General features: G+C 41.1%; 27 protein-coding genes. 1 reads left to right on the plus strand and 26 read right to left on the minus strand.

Annotation, left to right across the window (positions count from 1 at the left end):
- Positions 1–158: 158 nt before the first annotated feature.
- The 24 genes from Selli1_RS13215 to Selli1_RS13330 form a co-directional block, all read right to left on the minus strand.
- Entirely contained in the window at positions 159–911 is a 753-nt protein-coding gene (locus tag Selli1_RS13215) for a lantibiotic immunity ABC transporter MutG family permease subunit (RefSeq protein ID WP_117441975.1), read from the minus strand.
- Position 912: 1 nt separating this feature from the next.
- Positions 913–1,671, minus strand: a complete 759-nt coding sequence (locus tag Selli1_RS13220; protein ID WP_117441976.1) for a lantibiotic immunity ABC transporter MutE/EpiE family permease subunit — start codon at positions 1,669–1,671, stop codon at positions 913–915.
- A complete protein-coding gene (locus Selli1_RS13225; protein WP_117441977.1) occupies positions 1,664–2,368 on the minus strand; it encodes a lantibiotic protection ABC transporter ATP-binding subunit in 705 nt (234 codons plus the stop codon). Before Selli1_RS13225 ends, Selli1_RS13220 begins: the two co-directional genes overlap by 8 nt.
- Before the next feature lie 144 nt (positions 2,369–2,512).
- On the minus strand, positions 2,513–2,737 hold the full coding sequence (locus tag Selli1_RS13230; RefSeq protein WP_117441978.1) for a hypothetical protein: 225 nt from the start codon (positions 2,735–2,737) through the stop codon (positions 2,513–2,515).
- A 19-nt stretch (positions 2,738–2,756) separates the two neighbouring features.
- Positions 2,757–3,077, minus strand: coding sequence for a hypothetical protein (locus tag Selli1_RS13235; RefSeq protein WP_117441979.1), 321 nt, complete (start codon positions 3,075–3,077; stop codon positions 2,757–2,759).
- Between the two features lie 155 nt (positions 3,078–3,232).
- On the minus strand, positions 3,233–3,550 hold the full coding sequence (locus tag Selli1_RS13240) for a hypothetical protein (protein ID WP_055153732.1): 318 nt from the start codon (positions 3,548–3,550) through the stop codon (positions 3,233–3,235).
- Positions 3,547–3,771: a helix-turn-helix transcriptional regulator gene (locus Selli1_RS13245; protein ID WP_004613729.1), complete on the minus strand. Its 225-nt coding sequence runs from the start codon at positions 3,769–3,771 to the stop codon at positions 3,547–3,549. The genes Selli1_RS13240 and Selli1_RS13245 overlap by 4 nt, the downstream gene beginning before the upstream one ends.
- 126 nt (positions 3,772–3,897) lie before the next feature.
- On the minus strand, positions 3,898–4,809 hold the full coding sequence (locus Selli1_RS13250; RefSeq protein WP_117536413.1) for a conjugal transfer protein: 912 nt from the start codon (positions 4,807–4,809) through the stop codon (positions 3,898–3,900).
- Between the two features lie 15 nt (positions 4,810–4,824).
- Positions 4,825–5,832, minus strand: coding sequence for a C40 family peptidase (locus Selli1_RS13255; protein WP_281873300.1), 1,008 nt, complete (start codon positions 5,830–5,832; stop codon positions 4,825–4,827).
- A complete protein-coding gene (locus Selli1_RS13260) occupies positions 5,829–8,039 on the minus strand; it encodes a CD3337/EF1877 family mobilome membrane protein (RefSeq protein WP_281873302.1) in 2,211 nt (736 codons plus the stop codon). The genes Selli1_RS13255 and Selli1_RS13260 overlap by 4 nt, the downstream gene beginning before the upstream one ends.
- Positions 8,039–10,489, minus strand: coding sequence for a conjugal transfer ATPase TcpF (gene tcpF, locus Selli1_RS13265; RefSeq protein ID WP_117788347.1), 2,451 nt, complete (start codon positions 10,487–10,489; stop codon positions 8,039–8,041). Before tcpF ends, Selli1_RS13260 begins: the two co-directional genes overlap by 1 nt.
- Positions 10,467–10,865, minus strand: coding sequence for a conjugal transfer protein (locus Selli1_RS13270; RefSeq protein ID WP_004843362.1), 399 nt, complete (start codon positions 10,863–10,865; stop codon positions 10,467–10,469). The genes tcpF and Selli1_RS13270 overlap by 23 nt, the downstream gene beginning before the upstream one ends.
- A gap of 108 nt (positions 10,866–10,973) precedes the next feature.
- Entirely contained in the window at positions 10,974–11,477 is a 504-nt protein-coding gene (locus tag Selli1_RS13275; RefSeq protein ID WP_117788345.1) for an antirestriction protein ArdA, read from the minus strand.
- 17 nt (positions 11,478–11,494) lie between these two features.
- Positions 11,495–11,998, minus strand: coding sequence for an antirestriction protein ArdA (locus Selli1_RS13280; RefSeq protein ID WP_117441985.1), 504 nt, complete (start codon positions 11,996–11,998; stop codon positions 11,495–11,497).
- Positions 11,917–12,213 (minus strand): conjugal transfer protein, encoded by a 297-nt coding sequence (locus Selli1_RS13285; protein ID WP_281873348.1) that lies wholly within the window; start codon positions 12,211–12,213, stop codon positions 11,917–11,919. Before Selli1_RS13285 ends, Selli1_RS13280 begins: the two co-directional genes overlap by 82 nt.
- Before the next feature lie 104 nt (positions 12,214–12,317).
- The gene (locus tag Selli1_RS13290; RefSeq protein ID WP_117536709.1) at positions 12,318–13,043 is read right to left on the minus strand and encodes a CPBP family intramembrane glutamic endopeptidase; all 726 of its coding nucleotides are present in this window, start codon (positions 13,041–13,043) and stop codon (positions 12,318–12,320) included.
- A gap of 80 nt (positions 13,044–13,123) precedes the next feature.
- Entirely contained in the window at positions 13,124–13,345 is a 222-nt protein-coding gene (locus tag Selli1_RS13295) for a hypothetical protein (RefSeq protein ID WP_009265886.1), read from the minus strand.
- Positions 13,346–13,480: a DUF3789 domain-containing protein gene (locus tag Selli1_RS13300; protein ID WP_117536720.1), complete on the minus strand. Its 135-nt coding sequence runs from the start codon at positions 13,478–13,480 to the stop codon at positions 13,346–13,348.
- Positions 13,481–13,492: 12 nt separating this feature from the next.
- Positions 13,493–14,689 carry a MobT family relaxase gene (mobT, locus tag Selli1_RS13305; RefSeq protein WP_118744266.1) on the minus strand — a complete coding sequence of 399 codons (1,197 nt, stop codon included), beginning with the start codon at positions 14,687–14,689 and terminating at the stop codon, positions 13,493–13,495.
- Positions 14,690–14,872: 183 nt separating this feature from the next.
- Entirely contained in the window at positions 14,873–16,267 is a 1,395-nt protein-coding gene (locus Selli1_RS13310; protein ID WP_118744265.1) for an FtsK/SpoIIIE domain-containing protein, read from the minus strand.
- Positions 16,268–16,340: 73 nt separating this feature from the next.
- The gene (locus Selli1_RS13315) at positions 16,341–16,757 is read right to left on the minus strand and encodes a 2-thiouracil desulfurase family protein (RefSeq protein ID WP_002322983.1); all 417 of its coding nucleotides are present in this window, start codon (positions 16,755–16,757) and stop codon (positions 16,341–16,343) included.
- A gap of 75 nt (positions 16,758–16,832) precedes the next feature.
- Positions 16,833–17,216 (minus strand): YdcP family protein, encoded by a 384-nt coding sequence (locus tag Selli1_RS13320; RefSeq protein WP_117570680.1) that lies wholly within the window; start codon positions 17,214–17,216, stop codon positions 16,833–16,835.
- A 15-nt stretch (positions 17,217–17,231) separates the two neighbouring features.
- Entirely contained in the window at positions 17,232–17,558 is a 327-nt protein-coding gene (locus Selli1_RS13325; protein WP_005340715.1) for a YdcP family protein, read from the minus strand.
- Positions 17,559–17,801: 243 nt separating this feature from the next.
- A complete protein-coding gene (locus Selli1_RS13330) occupies positions 17,802–20,846 on the minus strand; it encodes an SrtB-anchored collagen-binding adhesin (RefSeq protein WP_117788371.1) in 3,045 nt (1,014 codons plus the stop codon).
- An 866-nt stretch (positions 20,847–21,712) separates the two neighbouring features.
- On the opposite strand from Selli1_RS13330, the gene Selli1_RS13335 reads away from it, so the two are divergent.
- The gene (locus Selli1_RS13335; RefSeq protein ID WP_281873389.1) at positions 21,713–22,546 is read left to right on the plus strand and encodes a DUF4299 family protein; all 834 of its coding nucleotides are present in this window, start codon (positions 21,713–21,715) and stop codon (positions 22,544–22,546) included.
- 48 nt (positions 22,547–22,594) lie between these two features.
- Here Selli1_RS13335 and aspS read toward each other — a convergent pair whose 3' ends face one another.
- The gene (aspS, locus tag Selli1_RS13340; protein WP_330677591.1) at positions 22,595–24,103 is read right to left on the minus strand and encodes an aspartate--tRNA(Asn) ligase; all 1,509 of its coding nucleotides are present in this window, start codon (positions 24,101–24,103) and stop codon (positions 22,595–22,597) included.
- Positions 24,104–24,313: 210 nt separating this feature from the next.
- Positions 24,314–24,658 (minus strand): DUF3784 domain-containing protein, encoded by a 345-nt coding sequence (locus tag Selli1_RS13345; RefSeq protein ID WP_158099311.1) that lies wholly within the window; start codon positions 24,656–24,658, stop codon positions 24,314–24,316.
- Positions 24,659–24,718 lie beyond the last annotated feature (60 nt).

Here is a 24,718-nt window from a genome sequence, read left to right on the forward strand (position 1 = left end):
AAGACTACCGAAATATCTGCGTAACGCACTCCATCCAGAGTCTATAGGGGCATAAATCACTATTTTGTCATCTGAAATATTGAATTTTCAAGGAGCGAAGCCCATTTCAGGTATGGGAAGTCTTAGTTACTAATATTTTAGCCATACAAATTTCTCCTTTATCCCTTTGTTTGCCCCTCCCATTTTTTAAACCATAATACTATTCCAACAAAAAGAAGTACGAAGAACAATAATTGTATCATTAAATCTAATGGTAAATTTACACCTTGTACATTCAAAGTATTATTATCAAAATAAATACTTGTCGTTTTCATAGACCATGTCCACGGAATTAATCTCCATATTCTTTCTTCAATCATAGGTAATGAACTAATATAAGCAACAAATATCGTTCCAAAAATACCGAAGCCTATCGAAGCACCCATATTGAAATAAAAACTACTCCACAGTTGAAAAGGTACAAGGAAAAGAGAACCTACCATAAAAATAAGTGCTGTTTTCAAAAATAGAAGAGCCGTAAAATTGTCTGGGTGATAAACACTCCAAATACTAATATATAATAATATCATAGAAAAAAACACAAAGTAAGCTAATAAACTTAATAAATATAAAGATTTAAAAAAGAAATTTTGCCCTCTATGAATACTTTTTCTTATTACTTGATAATTACCAGCTTCTTGTTCTTGTTCTCCCATAATGCCAGCTAAAATTCCCACCAACAGAGGTACAGCTATAGATGAAATGTTTATCCAATAATACAAACTATTAGAAACAATTTCGTCTTTATTACTCGTTCTACAAATAAACAAAATACAAATAGTTACTATAAGTGATAATGCGAAAGGAATTATGTTTAACATAGTTCGCTTGCTCTTTATATGTTCTACACGTAAGGCTTTCATAAAATACATTTTAATTTCCCTCTCTTTGCGAAAAAATGAATGATGTTACCAACGTAAATATTGCAAAACATATAAGAGCTAATAATATAGCTACTATAATTGTATGTGTGTTTAATAACTCACTTGTATTTTCTAAAACAATTCCATTTGGGTGAATTTTGGTAATAGGTACAACACCTCTTACACCATAACTGTATGGATTAAATATCCAATAATTCTCTGGTGCCATGATAGGTGCTGAAATAAATCCCAAAAAGCCTATTCCCAATGCTCCCACAGTTTTAAAGTTATGCGCACAAAACAAAGCAATGGGAATAATAGGTAAAGATGTTAGCCATGTTATACCACCCATTTCCAACACAGAGATTATCGTATTTATCCCAAGATGATTAAGTAATGCTAAAATACAAACAAAAATAGTCAATAGAGCAGTGGTCATAAATGAATAAAATGCCAAAGCAAATAATTTTGCTATCCAAACCCTTTTCGTTGAACGTGCTTCTACATAAATCGAACGATAGGTATTATTTTTCTTTTCTGTATATTCTGTTAATATACATAGCAATGAAATTCCTAATGTATTGAATGATATTGTCCACATATTGAAAATCATCTTTGTATAATGTTCCCATGATTTTTCTAAAGCATCAGGTGCTAAATTTGCAACTATCATCAGCAAAACAGAAAATATTACAGCTCCTATAAAAAGAGTTGGTCTAAGCAATGTTCGCTTCGATTTTAATAATTCTGAACGAAATAATCTATACATAAGAATATTCCTCCTCTCTAGTAACATTCATAAAGATATTTTCTAAATTGTCATTGTTATTCACTTTTCCCTCATATTTTAATTTTCCATTTATGATAATTCCTACATAAGACGCTATGTGTTGAATTTCTGCAAGATTATGGCTGGAAACTAAAACTGTAATCCCACTTTCATTTAACCTTTTTATTAAATCTCTTAATTCTTGAATACCAATCGGGTCTAATCCATTCGTTGGTTCATCTAGAATAACTAGACTGGGATTGCCTAAAAGAGCTATTGCAATTCCTAAACGTTGTTTCATACCGAGAGAAAAATTTGAGACTTTTTTCTTTCCGGTTTTATCCATTTTTAACAATGTCAGAACACGTTTTACTTCACTTTCTGATACTCCTAACATACAAGCATGAATTTTCATATTTTCTCTCGCAGTTAAATTTCCATAAATTGCAGGATTTTCAATTAAAACACCTATTTTATTTAAAGTATCTTTTGACCATTTCTTTCCATCAAAAATAATTTCTCCACTACTAGCCTTTAACAGTCCGCAAAGGAGTTTCATAGTTGTACTTTTACCTGCTCCATTAGGACCTAATAAACCATAAGTTTCTCCTTTTGGTACTTTCAAAGAAATTCCTTTTATAATGTTTTCATTTTTAATCTTTTTTTCTAATCCTCTTGTTTCTAAAACATAATCCATATTTTTTCCGCCTTTCTACTATATTTTGAAATTTCTTAGCCATTTCTAAGCATTTATAATATAAAACACATTTATAATTAAATTGTAACTGAAAAGGAAAAAGGCTTGCGTGATCAATCATGTACGTAAGCCTTTTTCCTTTTCTTAAATCTTTGTCTTTTTGGTAATCGTATAAATATATTCTTCTGCCGTAGGGCGTTTATTTCCAAAATACCTTTTGAAATTCGCCTGCACTTCTGGGTCGGTGCTGTTCATAGCTTCATCAATCGTCGCTTCTATATCAGCCCGAACATCAGCCAATGATACACCGCCAGCTTTTGCTCCTGCTTTCAATGCTTTTTTTATATCTCTTTTTTTTAAGATAGCCATAATACAACACCTTTCCCATTTATTTTAAAAGTAATTGAATAATAGTTACAAATACCCAAACGAAAAATAAAACACCGTCCAACTTAGCAACCAAATTCAAGACTTTGTTTTCTATTTTTTCTACTCCGCATATAGCATTAAAATTCATTGCAGAAAACGCTAAAATCAATAAAGAATAATTTGACAAATTGTTGCTATCTCCATTATAAAGGGCAAAAGCATATCCAGCCCAAATGGGAAGTAACGCAACTAAAGTAATGCCTTTTAAAAATGTCATGTCTTTTCTTTCGCTTGAAAAATAATTTCCTTTTAAATTTTCTGTTAAATGTTTGTCTGCCATAATCGCAACTCCTTTCAAAATTGTTGGAAGTTCTCTCCCTCTTTTATTGTAATACTTTTCAATCTAATTATAAAGTATTTCTTACATCAAAAGTAAAAAATCAACCACGCTTATCTGAAATGTTGTAAACGTGGCGAAATTAACTTTTTTCAAAACTATTTGATTTTCCTTAAAATCAACAATGCAATATCAGCAATAAATAGAAATAGGGTGTACGATAACTGTAAACCATTCATTAACCTAACATGGTTATCCATAAGCCAACTTAAATTATTTGCCACAATATTCAAAAGGAAGAACAAGGCAACAAAAGCGATTAACGAAGCAGTAGCAATAAGTCCTCGACCTCTTTCATCTCGTCCTTCTTTTGAAAAATAGAAGAATACAAAGAAGCCCAAAAGCAAAAAGCCGAGTATTCCATTTGCTCGCATTAAAAATTTGCTGTCTAATAAAAGCGTTATCCACTCAATCATTTTTCTGCCTCCTCAAAGTCAAATAAATCTTCAATCGCTACATCAAATACTTTCGCAATACTATATGCTAACAACATGGACGGATTGTATCGGTTTCTTTCAAGCTGTATTATCGTTTGCCGAGATACTCCAACAAGGTCAGCGAGTTCTTGCTGGCTCATTCGTTTTGTAGCTCTATAAATGTGTATCTTGCTGTCAAAAGAATACTTTTGTTTTGCCATTTAGCCACCGCCTTATTATAATTTCAGCTTATTATAACATATTTCTTACTTTTTGTGTGGAATTTATGATTATGCCATATAGAAAAAGCGTGTAAATCTGTACTGAAATACACGCTTTATTATCATTTATCCTACAATCTTCCAGTTGCTATCCTTATGTAGTACAAGCTCATATTGCGATACCTGCGTCCCCTTTGTTTGATTATCAAGGAATTTCACGGCAACCTTGACTTTCACATTATCCCCGTCCTTTGTAAAGATAGGGTTTACCAGTTCAGAATAAAGATAGTCCCTGCCGATAGGTTCAAGCACATTTCCCGTTACATAATAGGCAAGTTCTTTTTCTGTGGCTGTTGGATACAGCTTAAAGAATGTTTCCAGAAATGCGGTAGCGTCATTGACGGTATCAGCGTCTACGCTTGCGTCTGCTTCTGGTGTCTTAGGCTCATAGTCTGATTTTTCGATTGCTGGTGCAAGAGTAGGGTTCTGAATGATTACCATATCCCCGTCAGCGTCTACATGGACTTTTACTATATAGGTCGCTTTCACATTGCTTGTCTGTTCTCCCTCTTTTATCTGCTGATCTACTTCGTAGGTAGCAGAAAAAGTGTCCGTTCCCGATTGCTCGATATACCAGATAATCACATCTGTAACTGTGGAGCTGGTTGGTATATCCGTTCTGATTGTATCAACATTCAAGTCCTGCAATTCCTTTGTCAGATAACTGCTGATTGCCTGCGTCCTTGCTTCAATCGCTTCTTTGCTGTTATTCCACGTGTAATAAGACTTCGCAAAGTTCTTCACGAAATTTTCTATCCCGTTGGTGTCCTGCAAGCGAAGTTCAATGATTTCTTTTTCATGGGTCGTGTGCTGGTCGATAGCCGTAAAATTCTTATACCCCCCAAAACTCACGCTTGCGATAAGCACCACCCACAACGCAATCACGGTTTTCTTATGTGTACCTACCTTGACAGTACGCACCTTTTTTTCTTTTGGTTCTTTGAGAGTTTCTGTCTGTTTCTTATTCTTCTTAAACATATTTTCAAGTCCTTTCTATTGTTTTACTCGTCCTGCACCGATTAAGTGCTGTTGCCAGTAACTACTGCTTAGGTCTGCATATCCTATCGGGTCGCCTGCATGGTACATCTGTGTCGGCGAAACAAGAATACCGACGTGTGTTACATAACTTCCAGCGTTATAGGTGGAATGGAAAAATACCAAGTCCCCAGCCTTTGCCTGCGAGAGTGGAAGATGTTGGGTAGCGTCATACTGTGCCTGTGCCGTTCTCGGTAAAGAGATACCAGCTTTTCCATAGCACCATTGCACAAGTCCGCTACAATCAAAGGAAGTGTTCGGGTTACTGCCACCATACACATATTTCCAGCCTTGATATTTCAACGCTTCATTCATTACCTTTTGTGCCAGTTCTCCTGATACCTGCGGTACAGCTAAATACTGATTGACTAATTCCACATAGAACATATTTCCATAGCCATACCGCCAGCCCCCATTCTTCGCAACGGCTATCGGGTTCGTATAGGTTACTTTCTTTCCACCCGATTTCTCACGAGCGAAGCTCTCTGCAAGATTGTATGTATGTTTCTTTCCTTTTCCTGCCACATATCCCACATAGCCACCGCCATAATTATAGGACTGTATCGCTACATTCAAATCGTCGATACCTTGATTTTTGCAGGAAGAAAGCAGGGACGCAAAATATTTACACCCCTGCTTGATTGAGCTTTCTGTATCTAAAGAGTTAGGCGGTAAACCAAGACTTTCCGAACTCTGCATAACATCTACTGCCGTACCGCCACTTTCTACTTGAATGATAGCCAACAATACATTGACATACTCGGAAATACCGTATTCTTTGGCGTATTTTTCCACCATAGGCTGATGTTTCAAGACTTCTGCGGATAGGTTCATACCCGTAATGCCAGAAGAAAAATTGCTGTTCTCATCGTCGCTGTCCGCACTAATGAGGACACCAAAGAAAAGCACCAGAGAAAAGAGGATAGGAAACAGACTGCCAATAAGAGCGATATGTTTCAGTTTCATTTTTTCTTCTGTCCTTTCTTCGTTACAAGATTACGGCTTTTCTCTATGGTCTGTTGGTTCTTCTGGACGCTATGGGTCTGCTGAACCTTTTTCCTGCGGTCTTTGGTGTAATTCTGGCGTGTTTCCTGCAATACTACTTTTTCTACATTCTGCCTATGTACTTGCTGTGTAAGCTGGGTTGCTTTTCTATCAGAAGCACCAGAAGATAGCGGACGCTCTTTGATAACGCTTGTCTTGACTGGCTCGCTTGCTTTTGAAGTGGTCGCTGTGGCAGGGCGTTTGATTTCCTGCGTTTTTTCTGTACTCGGCTTTGGAATGGTTGAAGCTGTGGCTGGTCGCTCATGGGGACGGGTAGCTCCCGTTGTCGCTGATCTGTCAGCCTTTCGCTGTGCCTGCCTAGCTTCTTGTGCTTTTTGAAGCTCCATACGCTTGTCAGCGATATTTTGTCTATGCTGTTCCTGCTTTTCCAATCGTCCCGTCTGTCTGGACTTCTGTTCCTGCACCATGCCACGCTTAAAGTCAGACACGCTGGACTTTGCCTTTTCCTTTGCGGAATACACCGCATAAGCGGTTTGCGTCGGCATATCCTTGATGTTTTCTTTGACAGCGTTTGCCTTGTCTTTCACTTTATTTTTCGTATCTAAGACAGCACCCACCTTTGAGCCTGCACGCTGTCCCATGCTGGAAGTGATATTGCCCCGATTTTCTTTAGAAGCTGTATTTTTTCTTTCAGCTCGTTTTCCAGCAACGGCACTTCCAGCCACCGCACCAGCGACACCGCCCGAAATACCGCCAGCACTTACCGCCCTTGCAATACGGTGTTCCATACGCCTAGCCCTATGTCGCATAAACAGATACGGTCTGCGGAAAATTCTTCGTCCCATGCTTTGACTGTCATTAGCGTTCAAAGAGAACATACTCATTAAATCGCCCAGCTTCATGTAGATACCAGCGAAACATACTATCTGCAAAAACGCCACCATGAAAAATGGATAGTCTGTGGATATGTTATAAAACATACTGGAAATACTGAACGCCACCGTTACAATGAGCGTTATTCCTGCCCGTGTCATAATGGTATTAAACACCCTCACGATTGCCTGCTTTGCCATGCTTTCATAGCTCGGTATCATGGAAAGTAGAAAACTGATAGGTAAAAACATTGCAAAGATAATAAAAAGTATCTGGCTGAACAACATCATGCCCGTAAGTAAGAATACAAATATTGTTATCCCTAAATTGAAGAACAGTAGGAAGAACACCATGCCTAAACGGTTTACAACCTGCGGTATCGTCAGATTGTTGTTGTCGTTGTCCTCGATTTCTGTTTTCACGACTTCCTCTCTGGTTTTCCCGTCCTCGTCCTCTGGACTTGCCGATACAAGAGCGACCACACGGTCTGCCCCGATTTCTTCTGCGTTGCTGTTACCGAATTGTAGAAGTAGCCACGGCTGTTGTACTTGAATAGAAAATAAGCTGTCCCGTATCAAGTCCACGCTGTCCTTGCCCACGCTGTCAGAGTTTGGGAGCATGATTTTTGTTCCCAAGTCCAAAGAAGCGGTGCTGATGTCTGATGAAAATTCATTTATCTTCTTGATGTAATCGGGAGCATAGGCGATAAACGAAGCGGACAGTACGAACACCACTACAAAGTTGATAACGGCGTGAAGTGCCTTGCTGGTTTCCCGTTTGATAAGTCCCGTATAGGCAACATAAAGTCCCACCACTAAGATAATGAGAAGCAGGAAACCAACATAAAAGCCCGTAGAAGAAAAGCCGTTCTGTGTTACGCCTGCAAGGGTCTGTATGCTCTGCCCGATACTCTCTGCCATATCGTTAATGAAGTCCAGCTTATAGGCTTCCTGCACCACATAGCCCGTAGCATTGCTTAAATAAAGGCTTATCGTCCAGACAAAGTTGGTAATGCAGTAAAGCCCGTACTGCACCGATTTTCCAATCCCGTCCAGCCAGTTCCACGGCAACCACGACCAGCTATTATCCACATAAAAATCAAGCTGGTAGTTGGAAAGGGGATATTTTGAGTAAAGATTTTCTGCGTTTATGGTATCGTCCACAAGCCCCGTTGCATGAGCCACCGTCCCCAGAAGTGAAAGCAGGATAAGGGAGAGTGCCACCACGAACAGAGCCATTTTGAGAAAGTGGAAAATCTTCTTTTTTGTGAACGCACCTTTTATCCTTTCTTTCATCACTCCACCTCATTTCTCTGTACGGGCGGTCTGGTATCAAAGGCGTGTAGCAGTTCTTCAAAGACTGGGTGTATCTGCACCACACCGACACGCCCGTATAAGTCCTGCAATAAGCATTGTCCGTTCTCCAAATCACGAAGCCGTTTCTGGTTGTTTTCGTCGTCCTTGTCGATACCGAAAAATTCTAAGGTCTGCTTTATCTCGTTGATGTCAGTAGAACGGAAAGCGAATTTTAAGCCGATATTGTTTTTCAGACTTTCCTTTGACACGTCACCAGAAGATTGTGTAACAAAATAAACGCCTGCCTGCATAGCTCGTCCAGCACGAACCAGCTTATTTGATAAGGTTTCCCCTTGTGCCACATTTAAGAACGCCCATGCTTCGTCCAAATCTACAATCTTAAAAATACTTCTGTCCGAATGGATAAAATCAAGGGCAAAGGTACTAATCACAATTAGCATAGACACCGACAATAATTCAATGGTCGTGTATTCCTCAAAGGTCGTGTCTTTATCTGGCAGTACAAGATCGGCTACTTGAATGATATTGAGCTGGTTATCCAGACTGATAGCATTTTCTACCGTACCGTCCGAAAACAGCAGATGTGCAAAGTCGTAGTCCGTGAAGCTGTCGATATGGTCTGCGATATTTCTTGATATGGGCGTATCTTCACGGCGTAGCTCGTCTATCACATGGAGCAACCCCCGACTGTCGCTCTGGGTAACGGAACGAACTGCTTTACGAAGTACGGGGAATTTTTCGCCGTCCCTAGAGGAAATACCCGTAAGGAATGTCAAGATGTCGATTGCCAGACTTTCAGCGTCTTTTACATTCTTCATAATCACAAACGGGTCAAGAAGCCCTGCATTGTCCTTGTCGCTGGTAAGATTTACGATATTGATTTCATGGGCGATTTCTGGAAGTGTTTCTTTCCAGTTGCCACGCTCTGATTTTGGGTCTAAGATAACCGCTTGTCCCCCAAACAACACCGAATAATACACAAGAAGATTGTTGCAGAACGACTTACCACCGCCAAGCGAACCGACAAAAGCAGAAGCAAGGGCATTTGTAACTGTGCCTTTTACGCCCTGCGAAGCTAAAGACGGTTGCAGGTACACATTTCTTCCCGTATCAACGGAATAGCCCATATAGATACCCGTAGTTTCCCCTAACTGCTGGGTCGCTCCAAAGCCAAGCCCTGCCAAGAAGTCTGATTTTACATACTGCACATAGTCGTTGATATATCGCTTGCTGGCAGGTAAAAATTCAGAATGAAGCCCCAGCATATCCCCAGCAGGACGCACCAGCTTTACATTGAGGTCGTCGTAAAAGTCCTTGACTTCATCACAACGGCGTTTCAGCTCGTCAAGATCGGGTGCAGACACCCGTATCACGTAGCTTAACTTATACATACTTTCTTTGCTCTGGTCTAAGTCCGTTTCCAGTTCGTCCACGCTGTCTAATGCGTCCACCACATTTGAGCTGGTTTCACTTCCTGCTTGATAAGCGTGATTGTCAAGGTCTTTCAATTCCTTTTTCTTGTTGCGGACTGTCGTTAATGCTTTTCGATTTTCCACGATTTCTACATTCATAGAAGTATCAACGGGGAATGTGAATTGCTGTTGCTGGAAATAGAAGATTTCACTTGACGGAAAATCAAGCTCGCCGACAATCGCATTGACGGTAAAATAGGACACATAACTTTCCTTGTCCTCATGTTCCAAGCGTAAATATCGCTGGCTTTCTTCAATCACACACCTTGTCGGACGGATAAGGTCGTAGTATTTTATCAGCGTTTCTTTGTTCAATTTTTTCTTTGGTAGCTGATACTCATAATCTTCATAGGCGATACCGTCCCTGCCGTAAAGATGTTCCATGAGATACCCAAAATCGTTGATTTCCAAGCGACGCACCTTAAAGCGACGGGAGATTTTATTTTCCAGTAACTTTTCCATTTTCATGTAACGGTTGATTTCATCATTCGGCATGGAAACAAAATCATTCATCAGCGTGTGGTTCACTTCATGGAGAAATTCCGTGAACGTCAGCCACGCCGATTTTTTGATGTTCTTCAGATTGAGCTGTTCTTCCGTAACCATGAGCTTAAAGCCAAGAAAAAAGCGGTAGTCCACTTGATTGTCCCCAATCATAGATACTAACGCTTCGGTCTGTTCGTCTATCTTCTGGTAAGCAACTTCCTTTAATTTTCCAGTTACCAGTTTCTTTGACTGTTCCTGCATACTTCGTATGGAGCTTTCCGTGGCAATCTGCAAGGCATGAATTTTACCCTCACGGGACTGTGCGATAAGCTGTCGAAAACTGTCATGCACAATAAATTTCTGCTCTGCGGATAGGAAAGAATAGTTATACGGTATCAGCTCATAATAAGCAAACACTTCATTGTCCTTGTTCCAGACAAGGTTGTTGTCAATATATTTTATCGGGAACATAGTTCACACTCCTTACTGCCGTGATTGTTTCATTCAAGGTCTGCTTATGCAGTTTTACGGCTTTTCCTGCATAAGTGATTTTAGGTCGCAGGGCATAGGTTATCTGTGATTTCAAAAAGCTGTACGGTTTCTTTCCGTCAAAGGTTTTCTGCGACATAAACCAAGTGAGAGCAACGGGAATACCAAAATATTTGAGAAATGCTCCCTCAATCATGGAAAGTGGGGGAATATCCCCAAACAGAATGATGATAAATTCTGTAATCACAAACCATGTAATCTGTGTAAAGGTAACGGGAAAGGGTAAGTTAAAGTCATTGATTGCATACAAGACTTTTTCCACGTTCCAGATACCCGTATAAGATTTAATCTTTTTCAAGTTCTTTCAGCTCCTTTCAAAATAGAAAAGGACAGCCATTTTCAGACTGTCCCTTAAAAGAGAAATACGCTGTCAGTAGCAACTATGCTTGTCGCTGATCTTCCAGCGTTAATATGGTATCTCGCACATACCTCGGCTTGTTTCAATAAAGCAACCGCCCATATCCAAATCTCGCCCGTAGGCTTCATAGTCAATATAGTTCTGTAAGCTGTGTGGAATGTCGCCAAGTGCCTGCAATTCGTCTATGTAGTAGTAGGCAACGTCTGTCATGGTTTCACAGTCGGGATAATAATAAATATCGTCCTTGTGTTCCACGACTTCTTCCAGCGTCCCATAGTGGCTGATAAATTCGTCCAGACATTCTACGATATAGTCGGGAAGTTCCTCTATCATTTCATACATCTCGTTGAGTTCTTCAATGGAAACATACTCGCCAATCGCAATGGGGAAGTTGTCGGTATCATGGATAGCGTATTCCTCATACTGTTCATTCAAGCCGATTTTTTCTTTCACATCTTCCTCGTCAATGGGGAACGTGAACCAAGCACCGACTAAATAGCCCTCATTGTATTTGCCAAGATTAGCAATATAAACCGCCATATCATCAATCATAAGCACCACCTCATTTCCTATTCTGGCAGTTCAAAGATACCGTGTTCCGTTACTAAAAATTTCCCGTGTTCCTGCAAGTGAGAAGCATAGGCTTCAAAATCGAAATAGTATTCTTGACAGTCCTCGGATAAATGCTTGAACGTCGGGTCGTTCATCAGCTTTTGCCTTGCAACATCTATCATGCTTTTGCAGTCGGGATAAACCGTAATCACGTTCCTGCAAAGATAAAGTGCTTCTAAATTCTCAAACACCGTAAGTAGTGATACATATTCTTCCTGCATATCACTTGAAAGCTGGCGGTACATAAAATCTAATTCGTTAAGCTGATACACGCTTGTATGTTCGTGAACTTCATCAGCATAAGGCAACACCTTTTCGATAATGCGGTAATCCCCACTTTCTGCACCGATACCTAACTTTTCTTCAAACTCTGCAACATCTATCGGCAGGTCGAACCAGTATGATGTTGTTTCTTCGCCAGTTGTTCCTTTCGTTTCCACCAGCACCCTTGTTTCCTGCATTGTTCCTCACGTCCTTTCTGTTGTTTCATCACATCTTTTATGGTCTGGTACGACATACCAAACACATACTTTGAAAAATCTTCTAACTGTCTTTCTTCATAGTCGGCAGGGTTCAGTCGTTTCATTTCATGCCATACCTTACGCTTGTAAGAGGGCAGGTCAGAAATATAATCACAGCCGACTTTTGCCTGCATATCCTTAAAAATATCGTTCATTTCATCACTCCACTCTGAAATTTTGGTAAGAAAAAAGCAGTCAATCCTAAGACTAACTGCTTTGTGTGTATGGATATGGAATTATTAAAATTGTGGTATAAATTTCATACGCCAAAAATAATTATTCTAAAAAAATCTATTAAAAAGTGGACAATAATTGCTAATAATAATGAAGATTTCATTTGAATACGAGTAAGTATTATTCCAAAAATACTCATTAGAACTACATCAATAAAGGATATATCCACTCCTGCTGGAAAGTGCATTAAAACATGAGGTACAATTAAAATTAAATAACAAAGAAACTTTTGACTTTTTGTTCTAATTTGATTATTACAAAGAATAACACATAGTGCAAACACCAAATATCTATACAATAATTCTTCTGGAATACTGGCAATAAGGCTTCCTGTAATTGCTTCAAGCCTAAACCCTACATTGATAGAAACAGTCTGCAAAAACCATATTGTATTTAGTAATATTAGGAAAGTAGCAGGGATAATTCCATAAAATATTACTTCCTTTTTATCTTTAGGGAATAAATTGATTTTATAAGAGGAATTATCAAATACTTGTTTTGCCCCGACATATCCTAAACCTATACATATTGCATAAATCGGATTTAAAGATAATATTGCTAACAATATACCTATAAGAACATCAATTTTATCAACTTTCCTCTTTTCTTTTCTATTCCTATATATCAGAAATAACGAAGAAATTAAGAAGAAAACTGGGAAAAAGTTCCCATTTTTTTGCAACATATATATCAATAATAATCCTATGAATAAAAATATTAAATTTCTTGTCATACAACTTTTCTCTCTCATAATACACCCTCATAGTTTCATGATTTGTTATTTTTCATATCCACATTATACCATTCTCATATCAGCACTACAATAAAATTTTATGCACCGATAATCTTATTGAACAGCTCTAACAGTACATCTTTCACACCGCCAGCATTGAATACCAAGCCGACAGCAATCAAGGCAACTACTAAGAAGCCGATAAGTTTGGAAAACTCACGCTTGAACCCTAAGTAGATACCGATAACCACAATCGCCATAAGCACTAAGCTCTGTGCGTTGCTTAAAAACCAAGTGTAAAGATTTTGTCCGAAATTCATTTAATTGTCCTCACTTTCTTCTAATTGTTTCATTTTACAGTCAGCTTCTTTGCCGACATTCAAAATACACATCAAGACCACGCCGATACCCATTCCCATAGATACCAGCAGGAAGTCTTTTAATAATACCCACATTTTTTATCACTCCTAACTTTCTACTAAATCTTTTGCAGGGGTCGTCTGCTGTCTGATTATCATTTCATGCTTTTCTGTGAGCTTCGCCTGCTGTTCAATCATTTCCATGTAGTCTGTACCGTTTCCCTTATCAATCTTTTTCAGCATTTTCAAGGTTGGTGCTACCTGCCGTTGTACCCAACGCAATGTGCGGTCTAAGGTGTAAGGCTCTGGCTTTGTCGTCAGCTTCAAGCTCTGTCTGTTATCGCCGATAAACCAAGCCCAGCGGTCATTGAGCTTCCAGTCATTTTTTCGCTTGTCTGGTTCTTCATCAACAAACCGCACATACTGATTGATGATAGAAAAGGCGGTCTGTTCTGCGTCATAATACGTCAGCAAATCCCGTACTGCATAATAGGCTCGTTCATTCCGAAGCCGTATCTCAAAACGGTTAATAATGTCGGCTTCTTCAAGCGGTGTCCCCAACTTGACATACTGCTCATAGTCCTTTTCGTAAATACAGAAATACACATCTGATTTCAGCGAACCAAGATAAAGAGTACGCCCCATATATTCTCTGTCGTCCTCTCTGTGCTTGATAAGCTCGCCCGACTGGTAAAACTTGTAACTTCTGGACTTTCCGATATATTCCCGTTTCCTGCATTTTTCCGCAAGCTCTGGAATATCCAAAATGCCCGTATGGTCGTTGATAGCAAGGTCGATACGCTTCATCACGCCACCGTCTACGAGTGCGTCCATGAGAAAGTCATACCAGCTTCTTTGCTGTGCTAACAGGTAACTTTCAAACTGCCTGCAACCACGCCCCTTTAACTCTAAAAGGACACCTTTTTCTTCGTCAGCCGACGTATAAATAAAGATGTCCCCTAAAGAATAATGCTCCGTATAACTGTAATGTCCGTAATCTTCATGGAGCATATAATTGATATTCAGTTTTAATATATCTTTGATAATGTGCTGTATATCCAGCGTGGGAAAACGAATTTTCACATAATCAAACAGCATGGTAAGCGGTGCTTCTGGATTGAACCTTGCCAGTTCCTTATGCAGAGTTTCCAGAAGCTCCTTTGACGGCTTCATTTTTCCGCTTTCTATCTTATTGAGATATTCTCTTGTGATACCAGAAGCCACCGCCAGCCTGCCTTGTGAGATACCGTAAGCAACTCGCTTCTCCCGTAATTCTTTTATCCATTGTTCTTCATTCAGAACCATACCCCCAATCTGTCAAGTGTGAAGTTTTTTTAGACGACTTCACAACTGAATTTTGCTAGGAAACCATGCCAGAAGCCTTATGTTTCCTATGTTTTTTGTCTATTGTCTATTTGCAAACGTACCCCTCTGTTAGATACCGAGGGGTTTTACCTGCTGGCGTGGCTGACGCCACACCAGCAACGGCTAGTCCGTGCCGTCGCCTTTCGCTTCGCACGTCGCCGTCCCGTCCTGCCTTGCTTGTGCAAGAGAGCCGATAGTCTGCAAAAAATCATGTCCTTTCGGGACTAAAGGCGTATAAAATTCGCTTATTACGCTTGTTCCCACATCACAATAGCCACGCCCCTTGATACGCTTCTGGAAAAACTGCTTTTTCACATCTGAACCAAACAGCATACCGTAACCTAATTCGCTGATACGTCCAAGTCCCACACGGAAATTGAAGTTATCCCTGATACCGTCCGAAAAATACTTTGCGTCTGGACGCTGGCAGGCAACGATAAGGAAGTAACCTGCTTGCCGTCCCAACATAACGATTTTCTTTAACTGGCTAAGTAGGCTCACGCTTTCTTTTGTCCCCAGCATTTCAAAGAACGCCACATATTCATCAAAGATAAGAAAGCAGGGTGGCAGTCCCAGATGGGCGTAGTTTTCACCTGTCTTATAGTTCGGGTGTCGTTTCATTTCCTCACTTCGCTGTACCATGCCCTCATAGAAATTATTGACGCAATCAATCATTTCTTCTTTGGTGTGGTACACATTTTCCATAACTGTCCCTAAGTCTGCTAAGTCCGCATTTTTGGGGTCTAAGATATAAAGGACAGCGTTTGTATGCAGTAGGGCTTCAATGAGCGTCAGCAGAAAATAGGTTTTACCACCACCAGTCCCGCCAGCAATCAAGGCGTGAGGGAGTGCGTCATATTCCCAGACAAGATTTTTCATAAGCCTAAGACAGCCGTTCTCTGCCCGTACTTCATCAATGGTAATGCGGTTCGCTATCATATCATAAAGCAGGGTATATTCGATATAGCCGTCATGCAGGGTCTTGTCGGTCAGCTCGCAATATAAGCCACTTTCCAATTTATCCTCTAACCGTAAAAGCTGGTCTTGATATTTCCCCAGCGTAATTTCACAGCGGATATGAAGCAGTCCCTTTTCCATTTGATAATAAATCTTCGGAAACCAGACGATTTTTTCCCTTGATCTGCTTTGCAGGTCAGTAAAAAAACCGCTGTCTTGTACGGTATCGGCTTCATACCACTTATTTTCCAGTACCATTCTTGCCAGCTTTTGACGGTGCAGGAGCTTCTTGAAACTGTCGTAACAGAAGCGGTAATACAGAAAAGCGACCAATGCACAAACACCAGTCGCTATCAGTATGGTTATGAAGTTGTAAGGGGAAAGCGTCAAGCCGTTCTCTAACAAGCTGAAATGCTCCCAATCGGTACACATAAACTGTTTGATATTCAGTAGTAGGAGAACCGCCATGAATACAAACAGAAGTGTCCCTATGGAAAAGTGGTAGACAAGGTGCTTGTCGCTGGCTCTGATACGGTGTCCTTTGTTCCAAATCTTTTGCATAAATCAATCACTCCTTTCTGGGTACGAAAAAAGCAGTCAATCCTAAGACTAACTGCTTTTTCATTACCATTCATTAAAAATCTTCTGAGTCCAACACTTTATATCCAGCCTCAATTAACGCTTGTGCAAATAGACCTTGACCTTTTATCAATTTCCCCGTAAAACTACCATCATAAATATTCTTGACTGCACAAGTTGGGCTTCTTGATTGCAGAATAACTAAATCTATTTCCATACTTCTTATTTCATTTAAAGCCAACTGTACCGCATGACGATATTCCTCATCAACAATATTTCCATTTATATCCATGACAATACCATTTACTATTTCCGCACTAGGACGTGGTGTAGGCATATTCGCTAATAATTCTGGACAAATCTCGATAACTTCTTTGTCTTTTAGAAACTCTACAACTTTCGGATTGAGATTATTCCCACCGTTATATTTGCAGTTTTTTCCCATGATACATGAACTAACTAATACTTTCATAGATAAGCACCTCACAATTTATCCTAATTATATCATTCAACGAATTACCTCACAATAAAAATCTAATCTCTAATTTTATTTTTTCGGTTGTCCCTGCGTGTTATTATTCTGTGAATTGCCTGCGTTCTGGTTGCCTTTGTTCTTCAACACAATATCCTCTGCTTTTACATACCAGTCCACATCTGCACCACCAAACGTCTTTCTTGATACCGTATCGGCTACGGGATTGACAAGCTCCACAACTGCATTGTACGGAAATTCCCTTAACGGTACTTCTGGCGGTACAGACACGGGGATAATTCCGCCATGCAGACTGCACTTCAAATCATAGATACGCTTTTTAAGCTGGGTACTCGGTGTCCCGTCCTCATTCTGCAAGAACACATCACGCACCGCTGTAAATTTTAATTCTCCAAATGTTTTCTCTTTGTCAATGACAAATCCGTTTGATAATCTCATAAATTCTTCACTCCTTTACTTTTCTTCAACTGCTACAATATCATCAGCAAGCAACACATAATCGGTATGTCCCATATCCCCGATTGCGTAACCTCTGCCGTATAACTTCGGATTGACAAGTTTTACTTTCTGCTCATACTTGAAATGCTTTTCGCCAGCCTGCACGGGAATTTCTACCACAACATTTTCCCCTCTCTGTACATCTGAATAAAGGTTGTAGCTTCTTCTTGCGAAAAATCTGCGGTTATCTTTATCTCTGTCAAAAACATGGTCGCTTTCGCCTGCAAATTCAAGAGTTCCAAAAGACTGTGCCATATCTGGCACGACATATTTCATTTCCATAGTGTTTTACCTCGTTTCTTTCTATTTTGATAATTGATAAGTTAATTGATTTTGATTTCTTATTCTGGCAGTTTAGAAAGTACCAGCAATCCCCCAGATAGTAAAGGGTAAAATGTATGCTTCGCACCCTTGACTATCCGTGTTCTTGCAGGTTGTGGGCAGACAAGCCAGAATAAGCAAAAGTCTGCCGTTTGACCGCTTCGGCGGAGAGCGTGATTTTTCTTTCATCATACCGTTACCGCCTTATGATTTCTTCGTTTGACGGCGTTTGTAAAGATATGTTCCAGCCAGTCCACCAGCAGACGCAAGCAACATCACGATAAATGCCATTACATTTGTACTGTCGCCCGTTTTGGGACTGTCGCTAGGTCTGCTAGGCTTTTCTGGTGTCGGTGGGGTTTCGGGTTTCTCTGGTTCTTCTGGCTTTTCCTTAAAGGTAATTGTCTGTCCCTTATCCTCAATCTCCTTATGCTCGGTAACTTTCTTCGGCTCGTCTGGATTGCTCAAATCGTACAATTCTTCAAAAGTTACAAGCTGTTTGCCGTCAAGGGAAGTAGCGTCAAAGGTAAAGGAAACTTCCACTTTCATAGTTTCGCTGTCAGCGGTAAACATATAATCACTTTCCACACGCTTTCCATTGATAAGAAGTTCTGCATTTTCTTCTTTCAACATCTGCCAGCCCACAAGTTTGTACTGTGTACCGACTTCTAAGCCCTCTAAGGTTACGGTATCAATGATTGTTACCTTTTTTCCTGCTTCAAGCTCTTTGTTGCCGTCCTTATCGGTAGCGGTAGTATGTATCTTGATGATACGCTCTGTGATAAGTACCGTCTGCCCGTCGTCCTCAATGTCTTTGTGTTCTGCAACTTTTACGGGTTCGTCTGGATTGCTGAAATCATACAATTCTTCAAAGGTAACAAGGTTCTTGCCACCTAAAGCAGACGCATTGAATGTATAGGAAATTTCCACTTTCATTTCTTCCTCATCAGCGACAAAGGTATAATCGTTTTCTACACGTTTCCCGTCAATGATAAGCTCGGCGTTTTCTTCCTTTAACATCTGCCAGCCTTTGAGCTGATATTTTGTACCTTTTGTAAGTCCGTTTAATTTGATGGTATCAACAATCGTAACCTCTTTTCCTGCAAGGATTGTCTTTTCGCCGTCCTTACTGGTCGCTGTGGTATGGATAGAGATTTCTTTTTCGTATTCATCAGTCAGCGTTCCTAAATCAATCACAAGGTTATTTCTTGATACCACGATTTCAAAAGGTGGGATAAGCTCAAAGCCTTTGTTGCTTTCGCAACGCATTTCTTCAATGATGTAGGTATCATAAGGTAATGCACCCTTGCTGTCGTCTGGTTCAGAAGTTCCAAACCACACACCGTCCTCGCTGTTCTTTCCTGCGTTGGTATTGTGCTTATGTGAAGCCCATTCAGCAGAAGTGGAGAATTGCCCGTTATCATCAGTTACTACAACATGACTTTCCCCAGTCGTCTTGCTTGTGATCCTAAAAGGAACATCAGCAAGACGCTTGTGTGTGCCTGCACCGATTTTTACCCCCTCAATATCTCCACGCTTAATCTGATTATAGATAGAATGGGCTTTTTCGGTTAAGTCCACGATTTTTCCATTTTCTGTGATTGTAAAATCAATCGGCTTTGCACCGTCTGTCAAATATCCGTTTGGAGCTTCACTTTCAACGATACGGAAGTTTCCATAAGGTAAGAGGTCAGAAGCAGTAGAAGCGACACCCTCAATATCTGTACGAATAGTTTTTACGACTTCATTTTTCTTGTATAGCTTGCCCTCAACCAAAACAGAATTATCATTTAAGGAAATGATGTCAAAGGCAGTATCTTTCAAAGTGGCACTTCCTTGTGGCTTCGTATCGCCCGTTTCTAAATCTCGTTTCTGAATTTTCACACCGCCACGGATAACCTTGTCTGATACGGAAAACTGGTTACTTCCAGATAATACGGCAAGGTCGCCGTCCTCGGTAATCTGTGTTACATATAAGCCCTTAATCTGTTCGGACTTATCGCCAGCCTGCATATATGCACCGTCTAACAAGTAGCCGTTTGGAGCTTTTGTTTCTTCAACGGTTAGTGTTCCTAAAGGAAGAACGGCTTTACCGTCCTGCATATAGAAGCTGTCGCCAGACACCTTGTATGCGTCCGCTAATTTTGTGATGTAGTGGGTTGTTCCGTCGCTGTCAGTTTCAGCGATTGTCTTTGTAACCCATGTACGAGTAGCTTCGGCAGGGAGATTGTCTTTATTGTAGAAGCCAGCATAATACTTCCATGTAAATTCCGCACCTGCTAAAGAAGCGTTTCCCTGCGGATTGTCTTTCTGTGTTTCCATATCTATCTTGAAAAGCTCAATCAAAGTGTCTGTTACTTTTGGTGTATCTGATACTTTCAAAGTCGCTGTTTTTCCAGCTTCAACCTTTAAGGAATATACCGTTTTATCTACTTTATATCCTGCTGGTGCGGATAATTCCTTGATATAAACTGTGCCTGCCTTTACCTCTACAACATCTGTATTTCCGTTTTCATCAGTCGTAAGGGTGGCAAGCTGTTTTGTGCAATTCTTATCAGCAAAGACACCATAGGTCGCACCAGCGATAGAGTAATTTCCGTTACCGTCTGTAATGCTGGTATTACTGGAAGTCTTTTGCAGTTTCGCATTTCCGACATTCAGTTTCGCCCAGAATTGTCCCAATTCCTGCCCCTCGCCAGAGTAGATATAACCGCCACATTCATAGCGTCCTTTATTTTCTTTGACAAAGGCTTTTGCACCAGCGAAAACTTCGTCCTGCGTAGCCTTTGGTATTTCATCATAAGAAGCTCGCACGTTATCACATTGCCAGACAAGATGTACGCTCAATCTCTGCCAGACAACACATTGTTCCAACAGATAGACTTGCTTGTAGTTCAGTTCCTTATGAGCTTCGCCATACTGTTTGACATACTCTAAAGATAACGCCACATCTGAAATCTGGTCGGCACTCATGCATGAGCTTGCGTCAGCTCTGGTCTTGTAGCCGTTCTTAAAATCTGTATTGATGTCAATACAATAGGCAGTTTCGCCCTCGACTTTCATATAGCCCTCATTGAATGTCGAACCGATAGAACCGTCATTCATTACTTTTTCAATGATACCGACACGCTCCGCACTTTCCGTCCAGTATTGCTTGCTTTCTGCATGAACGGGTGTAGTCGGTAAAGCAGTAACGACAGTCGCAAGAGCTAAGAAGCCCGTACACAATCGTTTTAACATCTTTTTCATAAGTCTAATGCTCCTTTCATTTTGAGTAATAAAATAGCCGTCCAATAAGAACGGCTGGAAATAGAAAAGGAACGTCATTTTAGGCGTTCCATAGTCTATAAAATATTCAATTTTTTTACTGATGTGTTACTCATCAAAATCTCAAATCAAGGTTATTTGACACCAATTTTGACACCAAATTTTTGTATATTGACGATTTTTGATGAAATGTGATAAATTCATAAAACCCGTGAAAAGCCTGTAAATAGGCACTTTACGGCACTCTATGAACTAAGACAAAAGCTACGCTGTAATAACAATACTCGAGTGCTAATTCTCTGAATTTTCTCGTTTCAATTTTCTATATTTCCTGCTCTTTCACTATCTAGTTCTTACCTGACTTAGAAGATCATCGCCAGTTATCCGTCTGTGCGATAAAACTACGGTTCTGTCAAGGAAACTCTCTTTTAGAACAGTAGTAAATTGTGGGTGACGACGGTTCTTGCAACAAAAATTGACCGGCTAACCGTACTATATCGTCCGTGTCTACGGTGCCTACAACAAAAATTGATCTGGCAACCGTACTAAACTGCTCGTGCCTACGGTGCTTACAACGAAAATTGCCCTGGGAACCGTACTAAACCCCTCGTGACTACGGTGTCTACAGCGAAAATTGATCTGGCAACCGTACTATATTGCGCATGACTACAGTTCTTACAGCAAAAATCGATCAGCTAACCGTACTATATCGCACATGACTACGGTTCTTACAACAAAATTGACCGGCTAACCGTACTTAATCGCCCGTGTCTACGGTTCTGCCAGGGAAATGCTTTCCGATTGCTCTCCTCCTTTCCTTATTGTATAATGAAATCAGGGGTGATCCTATGTCCGTAACTGTAGAGATCCGTCAAAAATCTATTTTCAGAAAACCGTTGACCCTGGAGGATGTGATCCGTCTGTCCGGCTTGTCTTATGGGACCGCCGATGAAAATTTCCGGCTCATAGAGCGTGAAACCGGGAACTGTACCCTTCTGTATGATCCGGAAAAACTTGCAAGAGGGATGGAGCTCTCCGTAAACGAAAATGCAATTTCCCTGAAGCTCAGCCTTCCTACCAGCAAAGCGGAAATCCGCCGTTTCTATGAAGTGGTCAAGCTTCTTTGCACCACACTGAAAACAAAACAGTTTATTCTGGAAGGCCAGACACAGACACTCCGTGACATCGATACATTGATGCAGAATGATGCGAACGCATCCATGGGCGCTCTGGACGATCTGAATCAGGAAATCAGCAAGAACGAATACAAGCATTTTCAGGTTTTCGGAATCTGCTTTCCGATCTCTCTTGGAAAACATGAATTCGACTACATCGGCAATGACCTGGATCGTCTTGGGGAACTTCTGCATTATCTACAGTCGCAGGATGTGTATTACGCAGCTCCGAAAGTATACCGCGTGAAGGAACGGCTGGTCGGAATTTATTTTACTGAAGCAGATCTTCCGACCGTCCTGCCGACAGAACCTTATATTATTCTTGATCAGATCAAGGGGATTGAGGACTGGTATCTCATGCTGAAGAATCAGCGTACTGTCCGTTACGAAGACTTCATGAACGCGGTTTCTGAAAAAACTTATTTTGACGCAAACCACCGGATCATTTCACTGAGCCAGGAGAAACTGGATGCCATTCTGGAAACCTGGGAATCTCCGGTAGACTAAAGCGAAGGCTGTGCGGATTCCGTTCCGCACAGTCTTCGCTTTACTTTCCTACGGCACCAGCCGGTGGATGTCTCTTGGAAACAGGGATGCCCGGCGCACATTTTCAAAGCCAAGCAGCCTGCTTGTAAATCGTTCCAGTCCAAGTCCCAGGCCTCCGTGCGGCGGCAGTCCGCACTTATGTGCCATGAGATAGCTTTCAAACACTTCCGGATGCATGCCTCTTCGTTTCATCTTCGCCACCTGTTCTTCGTAATTGTGAATCCGAAGCCCTCCTGTCGTGACTTCCAGACCTTTGTAAAGAAGGTCGAAACTTTTTGTCACATTCGGATTTGTCTCGCTGTCCATAGCATAAAATGGACGCTTTTTCTCCGGATATTCGGTTACAAAGACAAGCTCGCTTCCGGTCTCTTTTAGAATCCATTCGGAAAGCAGCTTTTCTTCTTCCGGTTCCAGGTCTTCCGGCTCCTCCACCGCTCTTTTCCGAATCTTGGCCACAATCTCTTTTGCTTTGGCAAATGGAATCGCCGGGATTTCTTTCCATTCCGGAATCTCCACCTGAAGGAGGGCAAGCTCTTCCTGGCACTCTTCTTTCAGAGAAGCGAATACAAATTTCAGCATCGCAGCCTCCATCTCCATCAGCTCTTCCACTCTCGTCACATATCCCATCTCAAAGTCCACGCTTGTATACTCGTTTAAATGTCTGGAGGTGTCATGTTTCTCCGCCCGGAATACCGGCGCAATCTCAAAGACTCTCTCGTAGACGCCTACCATCATCTGCTTATAAAACTGCGGGCTCTGTGCCAGATACGCTTCCTTTCCAAAATAGTCCAGCCGGAAAATATTAGCTCCGCCTTCGGCTCCTGCGGATCCGATCTTCGGTGTATGAATCTCCGTAAATCCCTTTCCTTGCAAAAATCTGCGTACCGCGTTGGTAATGCCGTTCTGAATCCGGAAAATGGCACGTTCTTTTTCATTGCGAAGTGTCACCGGACGATAGTCAAGCAGCGTGGCGATGGATGTGTCCACCTGCTTTTGATTGATGACCACCGGGCTTTTTTCATACGGCCTTGAGAGTACTTCCATCCCGATCAGATGCAGCTCCACACCGGTCCGTGACCGCTCTTCCTTCACCACTTCCGCCTGGAAGATCACGCAGCTTTCCTCTTCCAGTTCCTCCAGCGAAAAGGATGCCTTTTCTTCGGAATAGACACACTGAATCACGTGTTTTGCCGTCCGCAGCAGCACAAATGCAAACCCTCTCATCTTCCGGATTTTGTAAATGCTTCCGTGTATCTCCACAATCTCCCCTGCATGCTCCAGAAGGCTGAGTTCCTCCTGCTGATTTTTTACGTTTCCTTCGATATATCTGATTTCTTCCATCTTTCTTTTCCTTACCCTTTCATGAATTTCTGATCGTCTTTTCTTCTCTTCCGTCCGGACCCTCATCCATGTGGGCATCGTCTTTATGTCCCATTCGATCACAACCTTTCCTGCCAGAATAAAAAGAGCTGTTGGCTGTACCTTTGGCTTTTCGGTAACAAAAAAACAGAACCACACAAGATTTCTCCTCATCCTGTGTGATTCTGTTTCTATTTCTTCCACACAGGTACAACACAAGAAGCGCTTGTACCTGTGAACTCTCTCACAATACAAGCGCTACCTATCGTCGTCCCTGTTCATACTTACAAACTGATTCATTAATACCGGGCTCATACAAAAAGCAGCTCCTTTCGATTTTCTTCATTCTAGATCGAAAGGAGTGCTCTGTCAAGACCTTTTATATTTTTCGTACTTTTTTTCCTTAAAGCTTCTGCCGGAAAAGAAAGCCGCCAGCCATACGCCGAGAAATACCACTACAAGAAACGGTGTCAGCACATAGGAAAGCACGGCTCCGAGCACAAACCACAGTGCCCACAACACAAGTCCGTTTCTTGCCCCGTTTACAACAAGGCCCGGATCATAGAGATTCTGTTTCTCCTTTGGAAGATCCCGGTAACTTTTAATCAGCCAGACGCATTTTTCACCCAGAACAGTAAAGACCACTGCGTGGGCAATCAGAAGCGCCGTCATCATCATGCAGATAAACACTGCAATTACAATCACTCGTTCCATTATCCTTCTCCTTTGCATCGGTCTTCTATTATCTTACTCCGATTTCCAGAAAAGGCAAGT

The organism is Sellimonas catena (genome assembly GCF_027924685.1).
In the GTDB taxonomy this organism is placed as follows: Bacteria; Bacillota; Clostridia; order Lachnospirales; family Lachnospiraceae; genus Sellimonas; species Sellimonas catena.

Excerpts from the sequence above, each read along its gene's own strand:
- Selli1_RS13215 (WP_117441975.1), bottom strand. The coding sequence starts at position 911 with ATGTATTTTATGAAAGCCTTACGTGTAGAACATATAAAGAGCAAGCGA.
- Selli1_RS13220 (WP_117441976.1), bottom strand. The coding sequence starts at position 1,671 with ATGTATAGATTATTTCGTTCAGAATTATTAAAATCGAAGCGAACATTG.
- Selli1_RS13225 (WP_117441977.1), bottom strand. The coding sequence starts at position 2,368 with ATGGATTATGTTTTAGAAACAAGAGGATTAGAAAAAAAGATTAAAAAT.
- Selli1_RS13230 (WP_117441978.1), bottom strand. The coding sequence starts at position 2,737 with ATGGCTATCTTAAAAAAAAGAGATATAAAAAAAGCATTGAAAGCAGGA.
- Selli1_RS13235 (WP_117441979.1), bottom strand. The coding sequence starts at position 3,077 with ATGGCAGACAAACATTTAACAGAAAATTTAAAAGGAAATTATTTTTCA.
- Selli1_RS13240 (WP_055153732.1), bottom strand. The coding sequence starts at position 3,550 with ATGATTGAGTGGATAACGCTTTTATTAGACAGCAAATTTTTAATGCGA.
- Selli1_RS13245 (WP_004613729.1), bottom strand. The coding sequence starts at position 3,771 with ATGGCAAAACAAAAGTATTCTTTTGACAGCAAGATACACATTTATAGA.
- Selli1_RS13250 (WP_117536413.1), bottom strand. The coding sequence starts at position 4,809 with ATGTTTAAGAAGAATAAGAAACAGACAGAAACTCTCAAAGAACCAAAA.
- Selli1_RS13255 (WP_281873300.1), bottom strand. The coding sequence starts at position 5,832 with ATGAAACTGAAACATATCGCTCTTATTGGCAGTCTGTTTCCTATCCTC.
- Selli1_RS13260 (WP_281873302.1), bottom strand. The coding sequence starts at position 8,039 with ATGAAAGAAAGGATAAAAGGTGCGTTCACAAAAAAGAAGATTTTCCAC.
- tcpF (WP_117788347.1), bottom strand. The coding sequence starts at position 10,489 with ATGTTCCCGATAAAATATATTGACAACAACCTTGTCTGGAACAAGGAC.
- Selli1_RS13275 (WP_117788345.1), bottom strand. The coding sequence starts at position 11,477 with ATGATTGATGATATGGCGGTTTATATTGCTAATCTTGGCAAATACAAT.
- Selli1_RS13280 (WP_117441985.1), bottom strand. The coding sequence starts at position 11,998 with ATGCAGGAAACAAGGGTGCTGGTGGAAACGAAAGGAACAACTGGCGAA.
- Selli1_RS13285 (WP_281873348.1), bottom strand. The coding sequence starts at position 12,213 with ATGAACGATATTTTTAAGGATATGCAGGCAAAAGTCGGCTGTGATTAT.
- Selli1_RS13290 (WP_117536709.1), bottom strand. The coding sequence starts at position 13,043 with ATGAGAGAGAAAAGTTGTATGACAAGAAATTTAATATTTTTATTCATA.
- Selli1_RS13295 (WP_009265886.1), bottom strand. The coding sequence starts at position 13,345 with ATGAATTTCGGACAAAATCTTTACACTTGGTTTTTAAGCAACGCACAG.
- Selli1_RS13300 (WP_117536720.1), bottom strand. The coding sequence starts at position 13,480 with ATGTGGGTATTATTAAAAGACTTCCTGCTGGTATCTATGGGAATGGGT.
- mobT (WP_118744266.1), bottom strand. The coding sequence starts at position 14,689 with ATGGTTCTGAATGAAGAACAATGGATAAAAGAATTACGGGAGAAGCGA.
- Selli1_RS13310 (WP_118744265.1), bottom strand. The coding sequence starts at position 16,267 with ATGCAAAAGATTTGGAACAAAGGACACCGTATCAGAGCCAGCGACAAG.
- Selli1_RS13315 (WP_002322983.1), bottom strand. The coding sequence starts at position 16,757 with ATGAAAGTATTAGTTAGTTCATGTATCATGGGAAAAAACTGCAAATAT.
- Selli1_RS13320 (WP_117570680.1), bottom strand. The coding sequence starts at position 17,216 with ATGAGATTATCAAACGGATTTGTCATTGACAAAGAGAAAACATTTGGA.
- Selli1_RS13325 (WP_005340715.1), bottom strand. The coding sequence starts at position 17,558 with ATGGAAATGAAATATGTCGTGCCAGATATGGCACAGTCTTTTGGAACT.
- Selli1_RS13330 (WP_117788371.1), bottom strand. The coding sequence starts at position 20,846 with ATGAAAAAGATGTTAAAACGATTGTGTACGGGCTTCTTAGCTCTTGCG.
- Selli1_RS13335 (WP_281873389.1), top strand. The coding sequence starts at position 21,713 with ATGTCCGTAACTGTAGAGATCCGTCAAAAATCTATTTTCAGAAAACCG.
- Selli1_RS13345 (WP_158099311.1), bottom strand. The coding sequence starts at position 24,658 with ATGGAACGAGTGATTGTAATTGCAGTGTTTATCTGCATGATGATGACG.